This is a genomic window from Dyadobacter sp. CY326 (assembly GCF_021390515.1).
Classification (GTDB): domain Bacteria; phylum Bacteroidota; class Bacteroidia; order Cytophagales; family Spirosomataceae; genus Dyadobacter.
On the sequence record NZ_JAJUXI010000004.1, the window covers coordinates 280,914 to 301,354 of the forward strand.

The 20,441-nt window shown below is 44.7% G+C and carries 21 protein-coding genes; 2 read left to right on the top strand and 19 right to left on the bottom strand.

The genetic code is table 11. The features are described 5' to 3' along the window. Positions 1–73 precede the first annotated feature (73 nt). The 4 genes from LZG73_RS09515 to LZG73_RS25660 form a co-directional block, all read right to left on the bottom strand. Positions 74–961 carry an oxidoreductase gene (locus tag LZG73_RS09515; RefSeq protein WP_233848066.1) on the bottom strand — a complete coding sequence of 296 codons (888 nt, stop codon included), beginning with the start codon at positions 959–961 and terminating at the stop codon, positions 74–76. A 179-nt stretch (positions 962–1,140) separates the two neighbouring features. After that, positions 1,141–1,521 (bottom strand): hypothetical protein, encoded by a 381-nt coding sequence (locus LZG73_RS09520; protein ID WP_233848067.1) that lies wholly within the window; start codon positions 1,519–1,521, stop codon positions 1,141–1,143. Further along, positions 1,518–1,913, bottom strand: a complete 396-nt coding sequence (locus LZG73_RS09525; protein WP_233848070.1) for a hypothetical protein — start codon at positions 1,911–1,913, stop codon at positions 1,518–1,520. The genes LZG73_RS09520 and LZG73_RS09525 overlap by 4 nt, the downstream gene beginning before the upstream one ends. A gap of 141 nt (positions 1,914–2,054) precedes the next feature. Then, positions 2,055–2,282 (bottom strand): SymE family type I addiction module toxin, encoded by a 228-nt coding sequence (locus LZG73_RS25660; RefSeq protein WP_409014323.1) that lies wholly within the window; start codon positions 2,280–2,282, stop codon positions 2,055–2,057. 145 nt (positions 2,283–2,427) lie between these two features. On the opposite strand from LZG73_RS25660, the gene LZG73_RS09530 reads away from it, so the two are divergent. Next, positions 2,428–2,643 (top strand): helix-turn-helix transcriptional regulator, encoded by a 216-nt coding sequence (locus LZG73_RS09530; protein ID WP_233848072.1) that lies wholly within the window; start codon positions 2,428–2,430, stop codon positions 2,641–2,643. A 211-nt stretch (positions 2,644–2,854) separates the two neighbouring features. Here the strand turns inward: LZG73_RS09530 and LZG73_RS09535 are convergent, their stop codons facing one another. From LZG73_RS09535 to LZG73_RS09600, 13 genes are all read right to left on the bottom strand, one after another. After that, on the bottom strand, positions 2,855–3,154 hold the full coding sequence (locus LZG73_RS09535) for a helix-turn-helix domain-containing protein (protein ID WP_233848073.1): 300 nt from the start codon (positions 3,152–3,154) through the stop codon (positions 2,855–2,857). Further along, positions 3,151–3,495 carry a type II toxin-antitoxin system RelE/ParE family toxin gene (locus tag LZG73_RS09540; RefSeq protein WP_233848075.1) on the bottom strand — a complete coding sequence of 115 codons (345 nt, stop codon included), beginning with the start codon at positions 3,493–3,495 and terminating at the stop codon, positions 3,151–3,153. The genes LZG73_RS09535 and LZG73_RS09540 overlap by 4 nt, the downstream gene beginning before the upstream one ends. A 49-nt stretch (positions 3,496–3,544) precedes the next feature. Next, the gene (locus LZG73_RS09545; protein ID WP_233848082.1) at positions 3,545–4,540 is read right to left on the bottom strand and encodes a glycosyl hydrolase family 18 protein; all 996 of its coding nucleotides are present in this window, start codon (positions 4,538–4,540) and stop codon (positions 3,545–3,547) included. A 24-nt stretch (positions 4,541–4,564) separates the two neighbouring features. Further along, entirely contained in the window at positions 4,565–5,677 is a 1,113-nt protein-coding gene (locus LZG73_RS09550) for a Gfo/Idh/MocA family protein (RefSeq protein ID WP_233848083.1), read from the bottom strand. A 13-nt stretch (positions 5,678–5,690) separates the two neighbouring features. Then, complete coding sequence (locus tag LZG73_RS09555; protein ID WP_233848084.1) at positions 5,691–6,812, bottom strand: Gfo/Idh/MocA family protein; 1,122 nt, start codon at positions 6,810–6,812, stop codon at positions 5,691–5,693. A gap of 80 nt (positions 6,813–6,892) precedes the next feature. Beyond that, on the bottom strand, positions 6,893–7,558 hold the full coding sequence (locus LZG73_RS09560) for a transcriptional regulator (RefSeq protein WP_233848085.1): 666 nt from the start codon (positions 7,556–7,558) through the stop codon (positions 6,893–6,895). A 479-nt stretch (positions 7,559–8,037) separates the two neighbouring features. Beyond that, positions 8,038–8,427: a hypothetical protein gene (locus tag LZG73_RS09570; protein ID WP_233848094.1), complete on the bottom strand. Its 390-nt coding sequence runs from the start codon at positions 8,425–8,427 to the stop codon at positions 8,038–8,040. A 277-nt stretch (positions 8,428–8,704) separates the two neighbouring features. Continuing rightward, a complete protein-coding gene (locus tag LZG73_RS09575; protein ID WP_233848095.1) occupies positions 8,705–9,946 on the bottom strand; it encodes an MFS transporter in 1,242 nt (413 codons plus the stop codon). A 24-nt stretch (positions 9,947–9,970) separates the two neighbouring features. Next, positions 9,971–10,741, bottom strand: coding sequence for a 3-ketoacyl-ACP reductase (locus LZG73_RS09580; protein WP_233848096.1), 771 nt, complete (start codon positions 10,739–10,741; stop codon positions 9,971–9,973). A 91-nt stretch (positions 10,742–10,832) separates the two neighbouring features. Further along, complete coding sequence (locus LZG73_RS09585; protein WP_233848097.1) at positions 10,833–11,978, bottom strand: Gfo/Idh/MocA family protein; 1,146 nt, start codon at positions 11,976–11,978, stop codon at positions 10,833–10,835. A 93-nt stretch (positions 11,979–12,071) separates the two neighbouring features. After that, positions 12,072–12,896: a sugar phosphate isomerase/epimerase gene (locus LZG73_RS09590; protein ID WP_233848098.1), complete on the bottom strand. Its 825-nt coding sequence runs from the start codon at positions 12,894–12,896 to the stop codon at positions 12,072–12,074. Beyond that, complete coding sequence (locus LZG73_RS09595) at positions 12,893–14,275, bottom strand: glycosyl hydrolase (RefSeq protein WP_233848099.1); 1,383 nt, start codon at positions 14,273–14,275, stop codon at positions 12,893–12,895. The genes LZG73_RS09590 and LZG73_RS09595 overlap by 4 nt, the downstream gene beginning before the upstream one ends. 92 nt (positions 14,276–14,367) lie before the next feature. Continuing rightward, complete coding sequence (locus LZG73_RS09600) at positions 14,368–15,291, bottom strand: AraC family transcriptional regulator (protein ID WP_233848100.1); 924 nt, start codon at positions 15,289–15,291, stop codon at positions 14,368–14,370. A 181-nt stretch (positions 15,292–15,472) separates the two neighbouring features. Here LZG73_RS09600 and LZG73_RS09605 point away from each other — a divergent pair, with 181 nt between their 5' ends. Beyond that, the gene (locus LZG73_RS09605) at positions 15,473–17,239 is read left to right on the top strand and encodes an ABC transporter ATP-binding protein (RefSeq protein WP_233848102.1); all 1,767 of its coding nucleotides are present in this window, start codon (positions 15,473–15,475) and stop codon (positions 17,237–17,239) included. A gap of 104 nt (positions 17,240–17,343) precedes the next feature. On the opposite strand, the gene LZG73_RS09610 is transcribed toward LZG73_RS09605, so the two are convergent. After that, entirely contained in the window at positions 17,344–19,902 is a 2,559-nt protein-coding gene (locus tag LZG73_RS09610) for a penicillin-binding protein 1A (RefSeq protein WP_233848107.1), read from the bottom strand. An 82-nt stretch (positions 19,903–19,984) separates the two neighbouring features. After that, complete coding sequence (msrB, locus tag LZG73_RS09615; protein ID WP_233848113.1) at positions 19,985–20,377, bottom strand: peptide-methionine (R)-S-oxide reductase MsrB; 393 nt, start codon at positions 20,375–20,377, stop codon at positions 19,985–19,987. Positions 20,378–20,441: the final 64 nt, after the last annotated feature.

Here is a 20,441-nt window from a genome sequence, read left to right on the forward strand (position 1 = left end):
CAGGTGAAAAACGTCTGCAATGCTGTTGAAGTTAGTTGTTTTTACCTAAAAGTTGATGGCAGTTTAAAGGAAATTATACGCCTTTCAGGTTCAAATATGCTTTGCCAGCAGTCGATTCGAAGAAATTTTCGGCGTCGTTGTGGTCCGTAGAAATACTGACAGGCATCCATTTTTCCAGTTCAGCCTGTCTGGATGCGCTTGCTCTTTGTAAAATGCCAACAGCTTCGCTGCCGAGGATTAAATGCAAAGGCGGTTCGGGATGCTCAACGAGCTCCACCATCACTTTTGCAGCCTTATCCGGATCACCAATTGGGACGTAAGCATCGCTGGTAAAAAACTTTTTGACGCCGCCAATTGTAGTTTCATAGCCTTCTATTTCAGGCGCAAAGCTCATAGAAGAACCCGCCCAGTCTGTACGGAATCCGCCCGGTTCAACACATGTAACTTTGATTCCAAGCGGCGCTATTTCTTTGGAAAGCGACTCGGTAAAGCCGCCCAGTCCAAATTTCGCAGCCTGATACATGGTCAATCCAGCACCGCCAACACGGCCACCAATCGAGCTGATTTGCAGAATGTGTCCCGAGCGTTGTTTGCGCATATGCGGCAAAACTGCGCGTGTGATTTCAATTGGTGCGTACAAGTTGGTTTCCAACTGGCTGCGAACTTGCTCGTCAGTAAACGCCTCTGCAGCGCCGGTTATGCCGAAGCCAGCATTATTAACCAGCACATCAATTCTCCCAAAACGCCGAATCGCATTGTCAACCGCAGCATAAATCTGTTCCTTATTGGTTACATCAAGTTGAATTGGATAAACCTGATCCGGAAATTGCGCAACGAACTGATCTAACTGCCGCGTATTCCGTGCGGTAGCAGCAACTTTATCACCATTTTTCAACACTGCCTCTGTAAGGCTACGTCCCAATCCGCGGGAACTGCCTGTAATAAACCAAACTTTTGTCATAGCATTTTTTTGTTTTTTGTATGACAAAGGTCGGCAGGAAGGGAGGGTGAGGCTTTGTTTAAAAGCTCAAAGTTGGTTTGTTGTGGAGCTCAGGGATCGGAAGTCAGGATAGTAAAAAAGGGGCAGATCGGCCTTGCGGATAAAGCCGTGTTTAAGTCCAAGTAATGAGTTGCATCCCTCTAAGCAGCCTGGTTGGTGTTCGCGGTGATTACATAGCCACGCTCAATTTGCTGGCCAAGGAATTCTTCGTCTTTTATTGTTGCCGCACCATGTTGTACGTTCAAATTTTGAATAAAATCGGGCATTTCCAGATTCGCTTGATCCAGCACCACAATCCTTGAAATTTGAACAATTTCATCAGCGGATAAAGAATTTTGAATCTTTTCAGAAAGATATTTCCGGGAGTTCGGATAATCCAGGCAAGCCCATTTAGAATATACCACAATGTCCCATCTACCAAAGGATTCTTCTCTAAGGAAGAGTGCAAATAATTCATAATCACCCTTTTCGGCTGCACTTTCTTGTTCGATCTTTATTAATTTATCAATGATTTCTTTCATAAGTTCAGAAGAATAATGCTGGTGCATGTAAACATTTCATTTGCCTTCGCTTCGCTCACTAATCCGGTAACATTGTAACGCGATTCCGGAGTCCAGTTACTAACAAGTGACCATTCATCGAAATAACGGATTTTAAGCTCTGATTCAAAACCAGTTAAAGATAAGAGTAATTCCAGATCGTGTGTTCTAAGGCTTCTTAGCTTTTCGAATTCTTTGGATGAAGAGGGAAATCCAGCCCAATTTAAGGTTTTGCAAATTTTATGTTTTAAAGCAATTTCAATCGAGTAGCCGCATAGATAAAAAGAACTGTCAAAGCGCCTGGCAAGCAATAATGTCTCCGCGTCGGCCAGTCGCTCAAAGGCAATGTTTCTCAGATCATCGGCAGAAATCATGCATAGTGTGTTTAATTGAAAGAATTACATTGTTTCCAAAAATAGGTTTTGCTTCGAAACATTTGTTGAATCCCCTTGGCTCATTTATTCTCCGGCTAGCGTCAATTTTCGAATGGTTTATTACTTTCTTGGAGTAAATGTTTACCAAATTTCCAATTGCGAATTTTTTGTCAACTCGCCCACAGGTTCTATGATTATCCTGTCATTCTCCAAGCGAACCTGAATTCGTTCTCCTGACCCAAATCCCATATTTTCAAGCCACTTCCCACACAACCGTATTTCCGGGACGAACTTAGAATTCCATCTGGAAGATCTTTGAAATTTTGAATAGATTTTTAGCTGGCGGGATTTGTGCTTGAAAGATTGCATTGAAATAGTAGTTCGTTTTTCGATAGATATATATTGATTTTCTGTATAAAACTATCGATATTCTATCAAAATTACAAAGCTGATTATGGGAATTCTATACAGATCATTGTCTATTCTAAATTTATGTCCTGAAAAGCAGGATTGTATGACAGAACTTGGTCTATATCTAGGAAGAAAATCTATTAATAAGGCGGAGATTTCTCGTAAAACCGGGATTAGTGCTTCTAGACTTAGCGAACTAACTTTGAAAGAGGGCTCCCATTTAAGAGCAAGGGAACTCTATTTGATTGCGCTTGCAATGGATGTCGATCCGTGTGATTTGCTAAGAGCAATTTTTAAAGGCATTGAGTTGCCTTACTAATAAACAAAAACTGATTGAAACGAGAATCATCCAACTACTAAGCGCAAAAGGTTGGGTCAATTTGATCTTGTTCGGTCTTATGAGAAGGACAGGCAATCTATTGAAAGGATTGAGAACGGAAAGATTTCGCCTTCGCTTTCCACTATATATACGAATTCCAATTGAACTGTCCGTGTCATCCCGCGAATCATAGAGGTAAAAAGCGCAGAAACTAGTGCACGGAAAGTTCTAGTTTCTTACCAAGTCCAATTTCTAAAATTCTGTAAAGTGTAGAAAGTTGGATGTCTGCATGACCATTTTCAATTCTGGAAATAAAGCTTTTTTTTGCCCCGATTTTATCGGCAAGCTGCTCTTGCGTTAACTTCGCCAGTCTTCTTTCTTCTTTAATAAGTTCACCGATCAAAAAAGCTTTCGCCTTCAGCTCAAATTCCACTCGTTCTTTTGTTCCAGGCGCTCCGTGGTAGCGGGTGAAATGTTCTTCCGCGGAAGTTATATCCAAATGCTCTTTCATGTCGATTTTCGTTCAAAATATTCTTTCATTAACTTGACGGCAAGCTGTATTTCGTCGGGAGGTGTTTTTTGACTTTTCTTTTGAAAGCCGTTAAACAGGACAACGATTCTCCCTTTATCAAAGCAACAGAAGACACGAAAAATGTTGCTACCCGCTTCAATCCGCAGTTCATACAATCCTTTCTGACCTTCAATATGTTTCAAAAATTTTTCTGGAATCCTATCAAAATGCATTATGAGATAGATTATGTGGTCGATCTTATCTCTCACCTTAGGGTTTTGCTGCTTATAGAAATCGTCAAAATAGTTCTTATAAAATACGAGTTCGCGTATTTGCTCCATTAAATAGTGTGTTATGTAAAGTTAACTTAAAATGTAACATTTGGCAAATTCATTTCCTCTTCACCACCCCATCAATCTCCCCCAACAAAGACTTCACGCCAGTTGAATCCTGCAACAACTGCCAAATCATCACTCCGCTAACCATCTGCTTTGCCAGCTCAGTCTTCTTCCGGATCGTCGGCAGACCATTATAATAAACCATTCCGCCATTCAAATGCATCTGATCCTGGTTGATGGAGTCTGGGAATTGGCGAAGAATGTTTTTGTAGGACATGCTTTCAGGGGCGGTTCCGCCGAAGCCGTAACCGTAGAAGGGGACGCCTAGGGTTAGATTTTCTTTGGAAATTTTGCGGGTTTCGAGCCAATATTGGAGATCTTCTTCGGCCATGGAGTAGGGGGCGTGCGGGCCGGGTTTGTCTGGACGCCAGGGGCCGGTGCGGTCGTAGGACATAATGTTGACGAAATCAAACTGCGCCAGGGCTTTGTCGGTGAATTGCGTTTTGTAAACCGTCGCTATCGCGGCTGTGATCAGTTTGTTCTTTTGCTTCAATGCTGCTGCAAAATCGACTACGAAATTTTCATAGTTTGCGTCAATCAATGCGCCTTCGAGATCGACATCAATGCCGTCGAGATTGTTGTCCACTGCCAGGTTTACAAGGTCTTTGATAAGCTTGGTTTTCTTTTCTCCAATCAAAAATGACGGATAATATTTCGGGGCGCTGCCGCCGCCGATGGAAGCCATAATCTTCACATTTTTGGAATGTGCCAGTTCGGCGACTGCTTTGAGATTCTCGGTTCCAGTCAGGTTTCCCAATGAGTCTGGATTGATGAAAGCAATGTACAAATGCGTGATTTTTGCAAAATCAATTTGATTTGCTGCTGCTGGCAGGTCTGTGCGGTTTGGGAGATAGCCGATTATTTTGAAACGATTCTCATTATCGCTGCCTTTTAAAACGGTGACACTTTTTTTACTGCAACTCGTGCTTAATGCAAGAATCACCATGAAGGCGGAGATGCATTGCTTGAACAACTTCGGGAACTTCATGGTGATTCTTTTGCGCTATAAATTTTATTTTCCTGCTAACGTAATTTTGGCTCCGCCTTTTCGGATGGATTCATAAACCGCGTCCACGACGATCATATCCTTCAATCCTTCGGCTCCACTCACATTCGGGTCGGGCTTGTTGTTGAGGATAATGTCGGCAATTCCATCCATTTGCAACGTTTGGTGCGTGACGATTGGCTGGTTCATAGGGCCATTATGCGTCCGGCCTTTGATCGGGCCGTAACTGAATGCGGGACTTAGCTCGACGAAGCCTTTTTCGCCGACTACATAAAGTCTTTCGTAGTTATTGAAATTATAGGTCGTGCCGCAGCTCGCCACCACGCCACTCGGAAAGCCAAGCTGAAACATGATCGTTTCGTCGACTTCCTTGAATTTTACCGGATCGGTTTTGGTTTCCTGCGCTGTCACCCAAATCGGTTCTTCGCCCGTGGCGTAACGGGCGCCATTTAATGCATAAATGCCCACGTCCATCATTGCGCCTCCTCCTGCCAAAGCCTTTTTAAGCCTCCACTGATTGGGATCGCCGGATTTGAAACCCATATAATTGTTCACGTGCATGATCTTACCGAGCTCGCCAGCCTCGCGCATGCGTATCAGCTCGCGCGTATGTGGCTCAAAATGCATCCGGTAACCAATGTAAAATTTCACTCCTGCCTTTTCACAAGCTGCGATCATTTCGCGCGTTTGTTTCGCATTGTCGGCGACGGGTTTTTCACAAAGCACATGTTTTCCAGCTGCTGCAATTTGCAGCACATGCTTGTGATGCAGTGAGTTAGGCGTCGTGATGTAAACCAGATCTATATCAGGATTGTCTTTGATCTTGCTGACGGTCTCATAGTTGTAAGTGTTCTTTTCGGGAATATTGTATTTCTTTTTCCAATCGTCCAGCTTAGCGGGTGTCCCCGAAACGGCGCCGACCAATGTTGCCATTTTGCAATCTTTCATCGCATCGGCCACACGGGTTCCATAGCTCCCGAGTCCCATAATCGCAACGCGCAATTGCTTATCGGCTTTGGGACCGGAATAAAGCTGTCGGGCAGCGGCAGGCAAATCAGAAAGGGCGGTGGCGCCGATTCCCAGAGTCAGTTTTTGTAGAAAGTCGCGACGCGAGTCCATATTAAATGAGTGATTATTGTTTGATAAATACTTTTGCGCCGTTTTTGCGAAGCGATTCGTAAACGGCATCGATGACGAGCATATCTTTTAAACCTTCATGCCCGGTAACATTGGGATCTGGTTTTCCATTTAAAATGGCGTCGGCAATGCCGTCCATTTGATAGGCCTGGTGATTAACATCCGGTGCGTCAATAGCGCCTTTGTGCGTATTTCCGCGAATAGGGCCGTAACCAAATGCCGGGTTCATCTCGGCCCAGCCTTTTTGCCCCATAACATGCAGCCTTTCAGCGTGATTGAAGTTGTAAGTGCAGCCGCAGTTTGCAATAATGCCGCTTGGAAAGCCAAGTTGAAAAGTAACGGTTTCATCGACATCCTTGAATTTCACCGGGTCTGTTTTGGATTCTTGCGCAGTCACCCAAACTGGCTCTTCGCCAGTGCAATAGCGTGCGCCATTTGTTGAGTAAACGCCGACATCCATCATTGCGCCGCCGCCGGCAAGGTTTTTCTTCAATCGCCACTGCGTAGGGTCGCCAATGGTAAAACCTGCATAATTGTTTACATGCATGATCTTGCCAAATTCTCCTGCTTCCCGCATGCGGATCAATTCGCGTGTATGTGGTTCGAAATGAAGCCGATAACCAATGTAGAATTTGACACCAGCCTTCTCGCAAGCAGCAATCATTTCCCTGGCTTGCTTTGCATTGTCGGCCACTGGTTTTTCACATATTACATGTTTCCCGGCAGCTGCCACTTGCAACACATGTTTGTGATGCAGCGAGTTTGGTGTAATGACATAAACCAGATCAATGTCCGGGTTATTTTTAATTTCTTGGAGATTCTCGTAATTGTAAATATTCTTGTCCTCAATGCCATATTTCTGCTTCCATTCCGGAATTTTGGAGGGAGTTCCTGTCACAAGCCCAACCAGTTTCGCAGTTTTGCATTCTTTCATTCCCCGCGCAACAATGTTTGCATAACCACCAAGGCCCATCAATGCCACGCGGAGTTGTTTGTCGGCTTTCGGGGCATCGGCTATTTTGGGTGCCGCAGCAGAAACATTTTCAGCACCGGCAATGAATGCAGCAGCACCGATTCCCAATGAAAACTTTTGAAGAAAATCCCTGCGCGAATTCATATTCGGTTGTTAAGGTGTTGGAAACAACTGAAAAAGGAATTAAGAAAGATTATCTCCTTATAAAAACCATAGCGGATGCATTAAGGCAAGTTATTGAGTGAATGCTTGCGATATTCTCCCGCCTTTTTCTTTGAAGCTTTGCGCTGTGCCGTGCCGGGCAACGCATTGTCAGGTGCTTTGCCAAACTTTTTCGTTTTTGCTGGATCTGAGGCAACTTTTTGAAGTATTTGATTGATTCTGGCCATTGTTTCAGCTGGAACTTCGGCGTGTATCAAGTCGTCCAATTCGATGTCAAACAGCCGATGAATAATGATAAGGTCACCGATTGAAAATGCCCGAATAGTGTTTAAAAGCTCAGATGTATACGACTTACTATGAGCCAAAATTTCCGCCAGATCATTCTGGTTGAGTCCGTACATTTTCAATTTAGCAACGATCAATTCCTTTCTTCTTTTGAAAAATTTGAATTCCTTTTTGGCCTGTTTTTCAGCTCGGTCGCTTTCCTTGAATTGTTGCTTGGGAATAGAGTCAAAATCTGACCAGTAGCGTGATTCGTACTGGAGGATTAAATCAAATATTTGTTTCCTAAGAACTTCAAGTTCGGGCTGCTCTCTGGACAGTAAATTCAATGACCGTTCTACCCACACTGCCCTTTCACGTTCAAGCTCAGAATCTATTTTCCCTTTGCGAATGATGTCTCTTGCATCCCATGAGATCATTTCGTCAGATCGTTGATTCGTATCCATTTTTCGATGCTTTTTTTGTTGTTTTTAAATGTCCTTACATATTCATCATGGTTACCAGCCCAAACTATCTTTACCTCATTTCTCTCCACCTTTATGACAAGCAGCACTCTGTGAATATGAATGTTGACGAAATAGAAGCCGTCGTTATGTACTTTCTCAAAATCAGATCTTAAAGTTTTAAGATTGTTTGTGGAATCAACCTTTAAGCTTTCAAGATCGACGATCAGCTGATCTATGGCTTGCAATAATTTCGAATTCCCTCTGTTCTTGTTTTTAAGTTTTGATAAAATGTCTCTCCCTATTAGCTCCATTACTCGGTTAAATTTAAGTAAAAAGTTCCACAAAAAGTAGAACTTCTAATTTTGGTTTCAACCGTGTGACGTTGGATTGGGGGAATGGTAACGGTTTGGTAAGGAGTTTGAAACAAAAAAAGGGCCTCCGGATTTCCGGAGGCCCTGTAACTTGTGGTTTACGCTTAATTACTTGACTGACAAAGTGCGTTCAGTTTTTTGTTCAGATAGTTCGAATGATTTTGTCTGAATTTCTCTGCCGCTAATGACGTCCAATTCGTATTTTCCAGCGTCCATTTGATCCATATTCAATGTGCGACCAAACTTTTGGTTGTCTCTGTTGACAGTTTCGCGATATACGATGATTCCAGCTTCATTTTTAAGTAAAATCACTGTGTTCTCGTCGTTGTTTGCTTTGTCAACCAGAACATTGATTTTACCAGTTTTAGTCGGGTAAATTCCTGTTCCGAACGTGGAAGCTTTTTTTGTTTTTTTGGTTTCTTTGTCTTCTGCGTTGGCAGCGAAAGTCGTGGCAACAAGTGCTAATGCTAATGCGAAATTTTTGATTGTAGTTTTCATGGCTATTTTATTTTTATGGCTGTTGTTTTTTTGTCTCTTAGGACATTACAAAGGTGCTGCAAACGTCGGTACTATGTAATACAAAGTACAGGAATGGAAATTTTAAGTGAATGAATGGTTGATATCTTTCATGAGCAATTAAGCGGTTAATGTTATAATGCTCTAATGATGCGTGCTCAAAACCGTAAGTTGCTCTTTTACATGTTAATAAGTGTTAAAAACAAAGGGCCCCTGCATTGCAGAAGCCCTTTGTTCAAATCTGGGGTGAGATCCGGAACTATTCTTTTTCCACAAAATCCATATCTTTTGTAAAAGTCTCTTCAAGAAAATACAACGCTAACAACGCGACGAGGGAAGTTGCGACGCCGATTAACAGACCGCTTTGAATCACACCAATATCGGGCTTGAAACGCACAAACAATGCTGCTAACGGAATCGTCGCACCTCTTACGAAGTTAGGAACGGTGGTGGCCACGGTTGCCCGCAAGTTTGTCCCGAAGAGCTCGGCAGCGATTGTGATGAACAAGGTCCAATAACCATTGCAGAAACCGAGCAATGCGCACATTAAATAGAATGTGAACAGATCCAAAGTCGGGATCGTGAGATAGCCGATTATCATTGTAAGTGAAAGGATGATGAACAAACCGATCACGCGCTTTCTGCTTTTGAGATATTGGCTTAACAATCCGCTGAAAATATCGCCAAAAACCTGTCCTGAAAATGCCAGCATGACTGCCTTTCCTGCATTAATTCCCTCAATGCCTTTTGCGGCGCCAAACTCAGGCGAAAATGTGATTAGAATTCCGACAACAAACCAAATCGGTAAACCCACAAGGATCGCCATCAAATATTTTCCAAAGCGCTTCCCGTTTGTCAGGATCATTAAGACGTTTCCACGGTCGACTGTTTTTTCTTTGACCTGCTTGAACATGCCAGATTCGAAAACGTTAAATCTTAGAATTAAAAGCAACAACCCCATTCCGCCGCCCACAAAATAAGAGATTCTCCAAGCAAACAAATCTGCTACAAAATAGGCTAGGATCGCGCCCAACACGCCCAATGTCGCCACCAATGTGGTTCCGTAACCGCGTATTTCTTTGGGCAAAACCTCGGTAACCAATGTAATTCCAGCGCCCAATTCACCCGCTAATCCAACGCCTGCTACAAATCGAAGCAATGCATATTGATCAAGTGATGTGACAAATCCGTTCCCAATGTTGGCAAGTGAATACATGATGATGGATCCGAAAAGCACGGAAAGGCGGCCTTTTTTGTCAGCAATTATGCCCCACAAAACGCCTCCAATGAGCATTCCGGCCATCTGGTAATTCAGCAGCCTGATGCCTTCGCCCAGCAGCTGAGCCGTGGGCACATTCAATGCTTTTAAACTCGGGACGCGCACTACGCTGAACAAAAATAAGTCATACATATCGACCAGATAGCCCAGTGCAGCCACAATTACAGGCACTTGCAGCAGTTGTGAAAGCAAGGTTGGGCGAGGGTAAGAATGTTCGGACATAAAGTGGTTTGTTTACTTAAAAAGCTATAACCTATCAATCAACATTCCGCCGTCCACGCCGATAACCTGACCAGTGGAATAGGGGAAATCACCTCTTGTGAGCGATGCAACTGCTCTTCCGACGTCGTCCGGCGTTCCCCAGCGCGGCTGCAATGCAATGCCGCTTTGGAATAAATTGTCGTATTTTTCCTGCACTTTGGACGTCATATCGGTTGAAATAATGCCCGGACGGATCTCAAAAACGGGAATGTTGAACTCCGCCATCTTTACAGCAAAAAGCAGATTGGTCATTGCGAGTCCTGCTTTTGAAATACAATATTCACCCCGGTTAATAGACGCAACCGTTGCAGAAATGGACGTTACAAAAATGATTGTCGCCTCAAATGCATGGTTATTTTGCTTCGTATGCGCCATTCGTTTCGCAACGTTCTGCGTCAGGAAAAAAGGACCTTCCAGGTTGGTCTGCATCACTTCCCGGTAATTTTCAGGAGTCGTTTCCAAAATGTCCAGCCTTACGCGAGGAGCAATTCCCGCGTTATTGACAAGAATATTTATTTGACCAAAAACAGAATATGCCTTTTCAACAATGGCCTCACGGTCAGCAGCATTGGCAATATTTCCCTGGCAATAAACCACTTCCGCCCCCAGTTCTCGAAGCTCATTAAGGGCTTCGGCAGCGCCTTCTTCGTCGCGCACGCCGTTGATAGCAAGGTTAAAGCCTTCCTTTGCAAGCGCTTTGGCTATCCCAAAACCAATTCCGCGACTTCCGCCAGTTATTAAAGCTGTTTTTTTCATGATTTCGGTGGGTGGATTTTCCAAGATTAGACTTGCTAAGTCTGGACGACCCCGTCTTAAGACTTGCTAAGTCTTAAGACTTAGCAAGTCTCTATAACTCTTCAATGTTGACCCAGGCACGTTTTTCCCAGCTTTCAATGCCTTTTTCAGCCAGTTGCACGCCGCGCGCACCCGCTTTCAAGTCCCAAGGAAATGGCGTGTCCTTTACAATGTGTTTCAAAAACAGCTCCCATTGCGCTTTGAATGCATTGTCAAAAACCTCTTGCTCTGGCACTTTTGACCAGCCTTCAAAAAATGGGATGGGTTGCGGAATGTCCGGGTTCCAAACCGGTTTCGGCGTGTTTCCGTAATGTTGAATGTAGCAATCGCGCAAGCCGGCAACGGCCGAGCCGTGTGTTCCGTCGACCTGCAATGTGAGCAAATCATCGCGACGAACGCGGACGGTCCATGAAGAGTTGAATTGCGCGATCACATCGCCTTCCAGCTCAAATGTGGCATAACAGGCATCGTCGGCGGTTGCTTTGTAAGGCTTGCCATTTTCGTCTATTCGCTCGGGAATGTGCGTTGCGCCAAGGCAGGAAACGGCTTTAACATTGCCAAAAAGGTTATCCAAGACATATCGCCAGTGACAAAGCATATCTACAATAATGCCGCCATCATCCTCTTTTCTATAATTCCACGAAGGACGCTGCGCCGGAATGCTATGACCTTCAAAAACCCAATAACCAAATTCGCCACGCACCGAAAGGATTTTTCCAAAGAAACCACTCTCCATTAACCGCTTCAATTTCAACATTCCAGGCAGCCAAAGCTTATCCTGAACAACGCCGTTTTTCAAACCAGCAGCCGTTGCAAGCTCATATAATTCAAGTGCTTCTTCCGTTGTCGTTCCTGTTGGTTTTTCACAATAAATGTGTTTTCCAGCAAGAATCGCCTTTTTAACAGCAGCCGCACGGCGCCCTGTAACCTGCGCATCAAAATAAATCTGATACTGCGGATCAGACATTACGGAATCCAGATCCGTCGTATATTTTGCAATTCCCGACTGTTTGCAAAGCGATTGCAGCTTGCTTTCATTCCGGCCCACTAAAATCGGATCAGGCATAATGAGTTCGTCCGAAGAAATTTTCACGCCGCCCTGCTCGATTATGGCTTTTATAGATCTCAACAAATGCTGATTCGTCCCCATCCGGCCCGTCACGCCGTTCATGATAATGCCAATGTTATGTGTAGTCATGTTTTTTATTTTATATCAATGAAACAAATCAAATCGACGCAGCTAGCGCGAAGCACCGCTTCGTGACAACTATTCCAAGGCCTCCGGCCGATGTCAGACATTGCGCAAAAACGCCTCCGTAACTTCCCGCAAAAATAAATGCTGATCCTTAGCCCAATGAATGTTAGAGAAAATCTCAACCTCACAAAAGCCTTGAAAACCAGTTGCTTCAACCCACCCGCGAATCTTTTTCAAATCAATACAACCCTCACCCATCAAACCGCGATCATTAAGCAAGTCAATCGTGTTCACTTTCCAGTCACAAACATGGTAAGCAAGCAAATTCCCATTGGCCCCGCAGCGCGCAATTTCTTTTTCCAAATTGCCATCCCACCACAAATGATAGACATCCACCGCAACGCCCACGAATGGAGAATTGAAATATTCAGCCAGATCATTTGCCTGCGCCAATGTGTTAATCGCTGATCGATCCGCCGCATACATTGGATGCAGCGGTTCAATGGCCAGTTTCACTTTCAGTTTTTCAGCCAATGGTAAAATTGCGGCAATGCCTTCCTTAATCTGGTCCCGAGACTTTTCCATCGACTGATCCGGCGAGGCTCCACAAACCAGCACGATCATGGGAGCGCCCAGAGCGGCGGCTTCTTCGAGTAATTTGCGGTTATGATCAATGGCCTGCGCCCGTCCTGCGCTGCTCGTGTGCGGGAAAAATCCGCCGCGCACATAAGAGACGATTTCAAGCCCGGCAGATCGGATCAGCTCTCCGGCACGGTGAGGGCCGATCCGTTCGATTGCATTCTGCCAGACACTTATTCCTTTTACACCCGCCGCCGCATAGTTTTCCACAGCCTCCGAAAGCTCCCAGGGCTTCGTAGTAATGGTGTGAATGCAGCAGCGATCAAATGTTATGTTGCTCATTTTACAGCGCCGAGATAATTGTAATAAGGCAAACCTTTGTTGATGCGATCCACGTAAAGCGCCACTTCACGCGCATGATAATCGCCCCACATGCTGGATTCTCCGCAAGGGATTTTCTGCCCTGCTGGAATGTTGTCCCAGCCATTTGGACGGTGATAAATGGAATGCAGGATCAATCCCTGATGCGTCGGGTCGGTGGATAGATATGGCTCAGCAAAAAGCGAATCCAATGCGGTTAAGCCCGCTTGCCAGTATTTATTGCCTTGCTCGGTTTGTCCTTTATCATTCAAATATTTTCCCAAACGCAGTAAACCTTGCGCGCCGATGGCGGCTGCGGAGCTGTCTACGGGTTCAAATTCGTTGTAAGGATCGGAAATTCTGGACGTGTAATCGCCTAATTTATGGAGTTGTGGCGCGCCGGTGTCCCAATATGGAATGCCATCGGACGCGGTGTTATCAATGTAAAAATCGCAAGTTGCTTTGGCACCTTTCAAATAAATATTTTCAATTTCTGCTCTGCCGCCTAAGGGTGCCAGTTCTTCATCTGAAAAGTAGGAAAGCGATTCGAGCTGTTCTGCAAAACCGGCCATGGCCCATGCCAATCCGCGCGTCCAGGTGGTGAATCCAGAGAAACCTTGCTGCGAATTTGGACAGCGATAGTTGCCGTCATTGGTGTTAAAAACGCTTTCATGCGCCGTGCGGCCCCAAATGTCGTAACTGTCTCGGCCTTCGCCGTAGTAAACAGCATATTTCGCTGTTGCGATGGAATGCAATGTGCCGCGTTCGAGCAAGCTCGTTTTGACATCATTTTCGCCCATCAAACTATGCCCCAGCAAATGCGAAACCATCAGTGCCCGCACCGAACGAATCGTGTCGACAAACAAAGAATGCGGACCATTGAATGAATGTATAAAACCCTGACCGTCATTTGTTTTCGTCCATCTCTTGGCCTGAACTGCACCGGATATTTTCAGCGCGATTTCGTAAAAGTTGCGTTCCCACTCGTTTTCAGAAATGCGGCCTTCATTCATTAATCGCAACAAATTGCCGTAAGTGCTCACATTGTTAAACCCATGGTCGTGCACACCAAAATGCCCTACATGCGAGGCCATGCTGCTAACCGTGTTCTTTCTTGCACTTTCTAAAAACGAAGTGTCACCCGTTGCGTCAAACTGCAAAACCTCGGCACCGTACTGAAAGCCTTGCGTCCATTCCGTCCAGCCGCGCAGTGTATATTTGCCATTGACGGTGAAAACGGGCGTTCCTTTTGAATTGTCGTATTCTCTCGAAATGAGGTTGATTTTTTCTGCGGAAAGCTGCCAGAGCTTGTCAATTTTCGGTTGAAGCGAAGCGGCTGTTAGATCGTTGCGAATCTGCATAATAGATATCGATAGTATTATTTAGCCATTTTATTTTTGGATAATACAAAGATATCCGCCCGTGTAGGTGGGGGCAAGGTACATTTTTGCTATTAAATGGTACTTTTCCGAACATGATCGCGATACTCGTTTGGCGTCAGTCCAGTTTTCTTTTTGAAGATGCGGCTGAAATAGGAGGGGTCGTCCATGTGAATGTGATAACCGATCTCTTTGCTGCTCAAATTTGTAAAAACCAAAAGCCGTTTTGCTTCCAGTAAGAGCTTGTCCAGAATATATTCCTGCGAAGGCGTGCCCAGATATTTTTTAATAATCTTGCTCAAATAATCCGGTGACACCGACAATTCTTGCGCATACTGCTGAACCTCATGCATTTGCCTGAAATTCTTCTCGACCAACTCCTGAAATCGGCCGACCAATTCCGGCACAGTCTGCACAGCTGATTCTGCGGGCTGAATATTCTTTGGAGCCAGAGAAGCGCATTTTTGCAACATTAACCCCAAGTATTTCCCGATCATCGTTTGGTCCGTTTCAGAAGCCAAATGATCCGAAACCATGTTTTCCATAATGTTATGAAAATAGCGTTTCTCTGTTTCTGATAGCGTGATAATGGGTTGCCTTCGCGCGGGCTGGAAGAATGGAAGTTGCGAAAGTGCGGGATTCACAGGATTATAAAAAGTGTAAAAATCCTCCGAAAAAGCGACAATGTAACCTTGAAATGAAGTTGAGAATGTGAGCAAATGGACTTGTCCGGGCGTTAAAAAGTGCAAACCAGCTCCCTGAATGTTGTAGGAATGAAAATCGATCTCATGAAAACCCGTGCCTTCTTCAATAAAAAGGATCTCATAATACGTGTGGCGATGCGGCGCGTCGGTAGGCAATGGTGTGATGGGCAGTGAAACAGGCGATTCGCGCTGCACGCCGTTGCTGTTTTTGAAACGAAAAATATTTAATGCTGGAACCTTGCTAGGCGTTTTCGGCAGGGAATGAACGGGAATTGCATCAGAGACAACAGCCATGAATCAGGATTTTTTCAAACGCATTAACCTTTTCAAAAGCCGCTGAATCAGCAGAACTACCAGCATAGCGATCAAGAATGTGGCATGCCACAGTTTTTTTATAATCCCGGGTGACATTTTTTACTTTTGCATTGTTGGTCAGTAACACAGTCGGCAACATACATTAACCCAATTTTTACAGGTGAATCAGGAAACCAAAAGCGGCCAAATATTCGATCTTCCTACTTTAAGACGTTTATATGCGTTCGTTCGGCCTTACGAAAAGCAGTTTTATTTGCTGATCGCTATTATTCTGCTGAACGCATTACTCGCTCCGCTTACGCCACTTTTGATCAAATACACCATTGACACGCCCATTGCCAATGGCGACTATTCACAATTGACCATCATGATCATTATTATGATAATTGTGACTGTCGTTCAAGGTGTTGCGCAGTTTTGGAATACATACATGTCGGGCTGGCTGGGCCAATATATCATCCAGGACATTCGGGTTCAGCTTTATGAAAAGATCATTGGACTTCGGCTCAAATTTTTTGACAACACACCCATTGGCAGACTGGTAACCCGGACAATTTCAGACGTGGAAACGCTTTCCAATGTTTTCAGCGATGGAATGGCTGCCATTGCGGGTGATATTTTGCAACTGGTGCTGATCATTGCAGTCATGTTTTATACAGATTGGAAACTGTCCATTATCAGCTTGTCCACGATTCCGGTGATGCTTTTTTGCACTTATGTGTTTAAGGAAAAAATTAAAGATTCGTTTAATGAAGTCCGGGCGGCGGTTTCCAATCTCAATTCATTCGTTCAGGAGCATTTGACGGGGATGGGCATTGTGCAGATTTTCGGCAGCGAAGACATTGAGTATAAAAAGTTTAGGGAAATCAATAAGGTCCATCGCGACGCAAACATCCGGTCCATTCTTTATTATTCAATTTATTTTCCTGTTGCTGACGTTATCGCGGCGGCCGGGACGGGGCTGGTGGTTTGGTATGGTTCAAAGCAGATTCTGAGTGCAGAAGTGACATTCGGAACTGTGACCGCTTTCGTCATGTTTATCAACCTCTTTTTTAGACCAATAAGGCAATTGGCAGACCGTTTCAACACATTGCAAATGGGCATTGTAAGCACGGACAGGATTTTGAAAGTGCTTGACAGCGATGAGTACACGTCTAATGAAGGCACATTTGCGCCCGAATCGATCAAAGGCAATGTAACTTTTAAGGACGTTTGGTTTGCTTATAATGAGGAAGAATATGTGTTGAAAAACATCAATTTCACGGTTGAAAGCGGGCAGACGATTGCATTTGTGGGCGCAACGGGCGCTGGAAAATCTTCGATTATCAACCTGCTCACGCGTTTTTACGACATTAACAAAGGCAATATTTACGTCGATGATGTGGAGGTGCATGAATATAACCTGAATGCGCTTCGCAAGCACATTGGCGTTGTTTTGCAAGATGTTTTTCTGTTTTCCGACACCATTGAAAACAACATCCGGTTGGGCGATAGCAGCATTACGCACGAAAAAATCGTGGAAGCGGCGAAGCTTGTCGGCGTGCATGATTTCATAGAGAGATTGCCGGGCGGTTACAGTTACAATGTGATGGAACGCGGCGCGACGCTTTCTGTTGGCCAGCGCCAGCTCATATCATTTGTGCGCGCAATGGTGCACGAGCCGGAGATCATTGTTTTGGATGAAGCCACTTCTTCTGTGGATAGCGAAACCGAGGAATTGATTCAAAAAGCCATTGAAAAATTGATGAAAGGGCGAACTGCGATTGTTATTGCGCACAGACTTTCGACCATTCAGGAAGCGGATAAGATCATTGTTGTGGACAAAGGGCAGATCGTGGAGGAAGGGAATCACGAACAATTGTTGGAAAAAGAAGGCTTTTATGCCAACCTTTATCGCATGCAATATAAAGAAGTTTTGAAGATCTAGTTACAGATAGATTTCCCAGACCCTGCGGACCTCATTTCAAAACTCTACAAGTTTAGCTCAACATAAAAAGGACTTTCCAAATCAATGGAAAGTCCTTTTTTGTTTTAATTTCTGCTTCCAGTATCCAGTGGAATCGGCGGCGGGCCAATCAGGAAGTCATCTTCGTCGTTCCGTTTGGCTGGCGTGCTGTCGCCATCTATTCCCAGCGAATCGCTTGCTGCCGGAGCCCATTGTGTCGGACAATTGTAGTTTTTAGAAACTTTAAATGAAGGCTTGGGAAATGGCCCGGGTTCCAGTGCGAGCGATTTGTCCCGATAGATTTTTTCGAGGAAGCTTCCCACAATTGGCAATGCCGTTTTTGCGCCCTCACCCAGGTCTGTTGACCGGAAATGTATGCTCCGGTCATCTCCGCCCACCCAAGCGCCTACAACCAGGTCGCGCGTAATGCACATAAACCAGCCATCAGAGTTGTTGGAAGTTGTTCCTGTTTTTCCTCCCAATTCATTGCCATTACGGGTCACATCAAACTTCCAGCGCAGACTTCCCGATGTTCCTCCGGGCTCTTCTACGCCGCCTTTCAGCATTTGAACCATTAAAAATGCTGATTCTTCACTAATGGCCTGACGGTGTTCCGGCTGAAATTCTTCGATGACCTTGCCATTGCTATCCTCAATTTTTGTAACCAAAATAGGCTGCGTGTAAGTGCCATTATTGACAAACACGCCATAAGCCGCCACCATATCATAAAGCGAAACGTCGAATGGCCCGAGGCCGATGGATGGAAGTCCTTTCAATGGCGTCGTTATACCCATTTTTTTCGCATAACGCGCCACATTATCAGGGCCAACACGGTCCGTCAATTCAGCAGTTACGGAGTTAATCGATTGTGCCAATGCGCGTCGTAAAGTCATGTTAGCATAAGAGAATGTCCCGGTTGCATTTCTCGGCTTCCATTCTTTTTGCTCGCCATTTTCCATGTATATTTTTTCAAATGGCTTATCCACAATTTGATCGCAGGGTGACATGTTGAATGTCGAATCGTCGATGGCAGTCGTGTAAACGAATGGTTTGAACGTTGATCCAGGCTGCCTTTTCCCTTGCTTCACGGCGTCGTATTTGAAATAATTATAATCCAAACCGCCCACCCAAGCCTTGATTTGCCCGGTTTGCGGGTTCATCGCCATCATCCCCGCACGTAAAACGCGTTTGTAATAATCCAGCGAATCCATTGAGCTCCAATATTTTTTCATCTCCCCGCTGGTTTTCCAGTCATACACGGTCATGGTGTCCTTCCGGTTGAGATAATATTTGATGCTATCGGGCTGGTTTGGATATTTGGCTGCGAGTGATTTGTATTTGCTCGTGCGCTTCACCACATTATCAAGGAAGTCGGTGATTTCTTGTCCCTGCTCATCGCGCCACGGATTTTGATTGCGCCAGTGATCTTCAAAAACACGCTGCAATTGCTTCATTTTCTGCGTCATAGCATCTTCTGCTGCCTGTTGCATGCGCGAATCAATGGTTGTGTATATTTTCAAACCATCCGTATAAAGGTCATAACCATTTTCGTCACCCCATTTTCTTACAAAATCGACAACCGCGTTCTTGAAGTAATTTGCATTGCCATCATAAGGCGTTTCGAATTTTGTTTTCAGTTCAATGGGCAATGCGCTGATGGAATCGGCCTGTTTGGCTGTGATATAGCCATATTTTTCCATTTGATTAATCACCACATTGCGCCTTTCAAGCGACCGTTTCATGTTACGGACGGGGTTATAGGTCGTGGTTGCTTTTTGCAAACCCACCAAAACCGCCGATTCCTGAATGTTCAGACTGTCGGGCGATTTGCTGAAATATGATTGAGCGGCCGTGTTAATTCCGTAGGTGTTGTTACCATAATCCACCGTGTTGAAATACATGGTGAGGATTTCCTCTTTGGTAAAATTCCTTTCGAGTTTAATGGCGGTGAGCCATTCTTTGGTTTTATAAATCAATGTTCCAAAGCCCGGAACATAGCCAAGCACGCCTCGCGCCCCGGTTTTCCTGGTTTTGAAAAGTTTCTTCGCGAGCTGTTGGGTGATTGTGCTGCCGCCTCCGCGATCTGTTGCGCCTGTAATAATTCCAAGCGCCACACTGGCCATGGCTCTGTAATCTATACCCGAATGTGTGTAAAAACGAACGTCCTCTGTCGCGATTAACGCTTTTACAAGGTTTGGAGAAATCATTTTTGCCGTAACAGGCGTCCGGTTCTCGGTGTAAAACTTGCCGATCATGACGCCGTCCGATGTGTAAATTTCCGAAGACTGCGCCACTTTCGGGTTTTGCAAGTCTTCCACGCTTGGCATGCTTCCCATGAGCCACAGGAAATTGGTTTCTACACTAAAAATATAGATGGCGAATGCTAAGAAACCGTAAACGAACGTCTTCCAAACCGTAACGATGGGCTTATAATATGGTGCATTGACATCCACTTTATCATGCCACCAATCATGAATTGATTTTTTCCGATTCCGATAGGATTCGAAATATGCATCGGCCCGTTTTTTACCTGTAACTAATGAAGTTAGCGTGTATGCAATGCGGTTGATGAATGTTGAAAGCTGTGTTCCAATGAATTGAAACATTGCGCGGATTTTATTAAAGAACGATCTGATAACTTCCATCAAACGTTTAGGTTCGTAAGAATTCAAAGATAAGAAAAGCCGGACATTTATGACTTAGTCCGGCTTTTTATGAATTAATTGATCAGGCTTTGTCGAATTTCAACGCAGCGCCATTCATACAATATCTAAGCCCTGTGGGTTTCGGGCCATCATTAAAAACGTGTCCTAAATGTCCGCCGCAAGTTCTGCAAACAACTTCCGTGCGGATCATTCCATGGCCGCGGTCAACGATTTCTTCAACATTGCCGGACGAAATCGGCTGAAAGAAGCTCGGCCATCCTGAGCCTGAATCATATTTCGTTTCCGAGCTGAACAATGGTGTGCCGCAGGCGGCGCAAACATAAGTCCCTTCTTCTTTATTGTCGTTATATGGGTGCGAAAAAGGCCTTTCCGTCCCTTTTTCGAAGAGCACGAAGCATTGTTGTCCCGTAAGCTCCTTTTGCCATTCTTCTTTAGTTTTTTCTACTTCTCTCATTTCAATTTGGTTTTAGATCATGGCAGCATTCAGTCGCTTACTCCATATCATTCATAAACGCGCA

Excerpts from the sequence above, each read along its gene's own strand:
- LZG73_RS09570 (WP_233848094.1), bottom strand. The coding sequence starts at position 8,427 with ATGAAAACTACAATCAAAAATTTCGCATTAGCATTAGCACTTGTTGCC.
- LZG73_RS09545 (WP_233848082.1), bottom strand. The coding sequence starts at position 4,540 with ATGAAGTTCCCGAAGTTGTTCAAGCAATGCATCTCCGCCTTCATGGTG.
- msrB (WP_233848113.1), bottom strand. The coding sequence starts at position 20,377 with ATGAGAGAAGTAGAAAAAACTAAAGAAGAATGGCAAAAGGAGCTTACG.
- LZG73_RS09595 (WP_233848099.1), bottom strand. The coding sequence starts at position 14,275 with ATGCAGATTCGCAACGATCTAACAGCCGCTTCGCTTCAACCGAAAATT.
- LZG73_RS09550 (WP_233848083.1), bottom strand. The coding sequence starts at position 5,677 with ATGGACTCGCGTCGCGACTTTCTACAAAAACTGACTCTGGGAATCGGC.
- LZG73_RS09575 (WP_233848095.1), bottom strand. The coding sequence starts at position 9,946 with ATGTCCGAACATTCTTACCCTCGCCCAACCTTGCTTTCACAACTGCTG.
- LZG73_RS09520 (WP_233848067.1), bottom strand. The coding sequence starts at position 1,521 with ATGAAAGAAATCATTGATAAATTAATAAAGATCGAACAAGAAAGTGCA.
- LZG73_RS09530 (WP_233848072.1), top strand. The coding sequence starts at position 2,428 with ATGACAGAACTTGGTCTATATCTAGGAAGAAAATCTATTAATAAGGCG.
- LZG73_RS09610 (WP_233848107.1), bottom strand. The coding sequence starts at position 19,902 with ATGGAAGTTATCAGATCGTTCTTTAATAAAATCCGCGCAATGTTTCAA.
- LZG73_RS09560 (WP_233848085.1), bottom strand. The coding sequence starts at position 7,558 with ATGGATACGAATCAACGATCTGACGAAATGATCTCATGGGATGCAAGA.
- LZG73_RS09600 (WP_233848100.1), bottom strand. The coding sequence starts at position 15,291 with ATGGCTGTTGTCTCTGATGCAATTCCCGTTCATTCCCTGCCGAAAACG.
- LZG73_RS09525 (WP_233848070.1), bottom strand. The coding sequence starts at position 1,913 with ATGATTTCTGCCGATGATCTGAGAAACATTGCCTTTGAGCGACTGGCC.
- LZG73_RS09580 (WP_233848096.1), bottom strand. The coding sequence starts at position 10,741 with ATGAAAAAAACAGCTTTAATAACTGGCGGAAGTCGCGGAATTGGTTTT.
- LZG73_RS09590 (WP_233848098.1), bottom strand. The coding sequence starts at position 12,896 with ATGAGCAACATAACATTTGATCGCTGCTGCATTCACACCATTACTACG.
- LZG73_RS25660 (WP_409014323.1), bottom strand. The coding sequence starts at position 2,282 with ATGCAATCTTTCAAGCACAAATCCCGCCAGCTAAAAATCTATTCAAAA.
- LZG73_RS09535 (WP_233848073.1), bottom strand. The coding sequence starts at position 3,154 with ATGAAAGAGCATTTGGATATAACTTCCGCGGAAGAACATTTCACCCGC.
- LZG73_RS09515 (WP_233848066.1), bottom strand. The coding sequence starts at position 961 with ATGACAAAAGTTTGGTTTATTACAGGCAGTTCCCGCGGATTGGGACGT.
- LZG73_RS09540 (WP_233848075.1), bottom strand. The coding sequence starts at position 3,495 with ATGGAGCAAATACGCGAACTCGTATTTTATAAGAACTATTTTGACGAT.
- LZG73_RS09555 (WP_233848084.1), bottom strand. The coding sequence starts at position 6,812 with ATGAATTCGCGCAGGGATTTTCTTCAAAAGTTTTCATTGGGAATCGGT.
- LZG73_RS09585 (WP_233848097.1), bottom strand. The coding sequence starts at position 11,978 with ATGACTACACATAACATTGGCATTATCATGAACGGCGTGACGGGCCGG.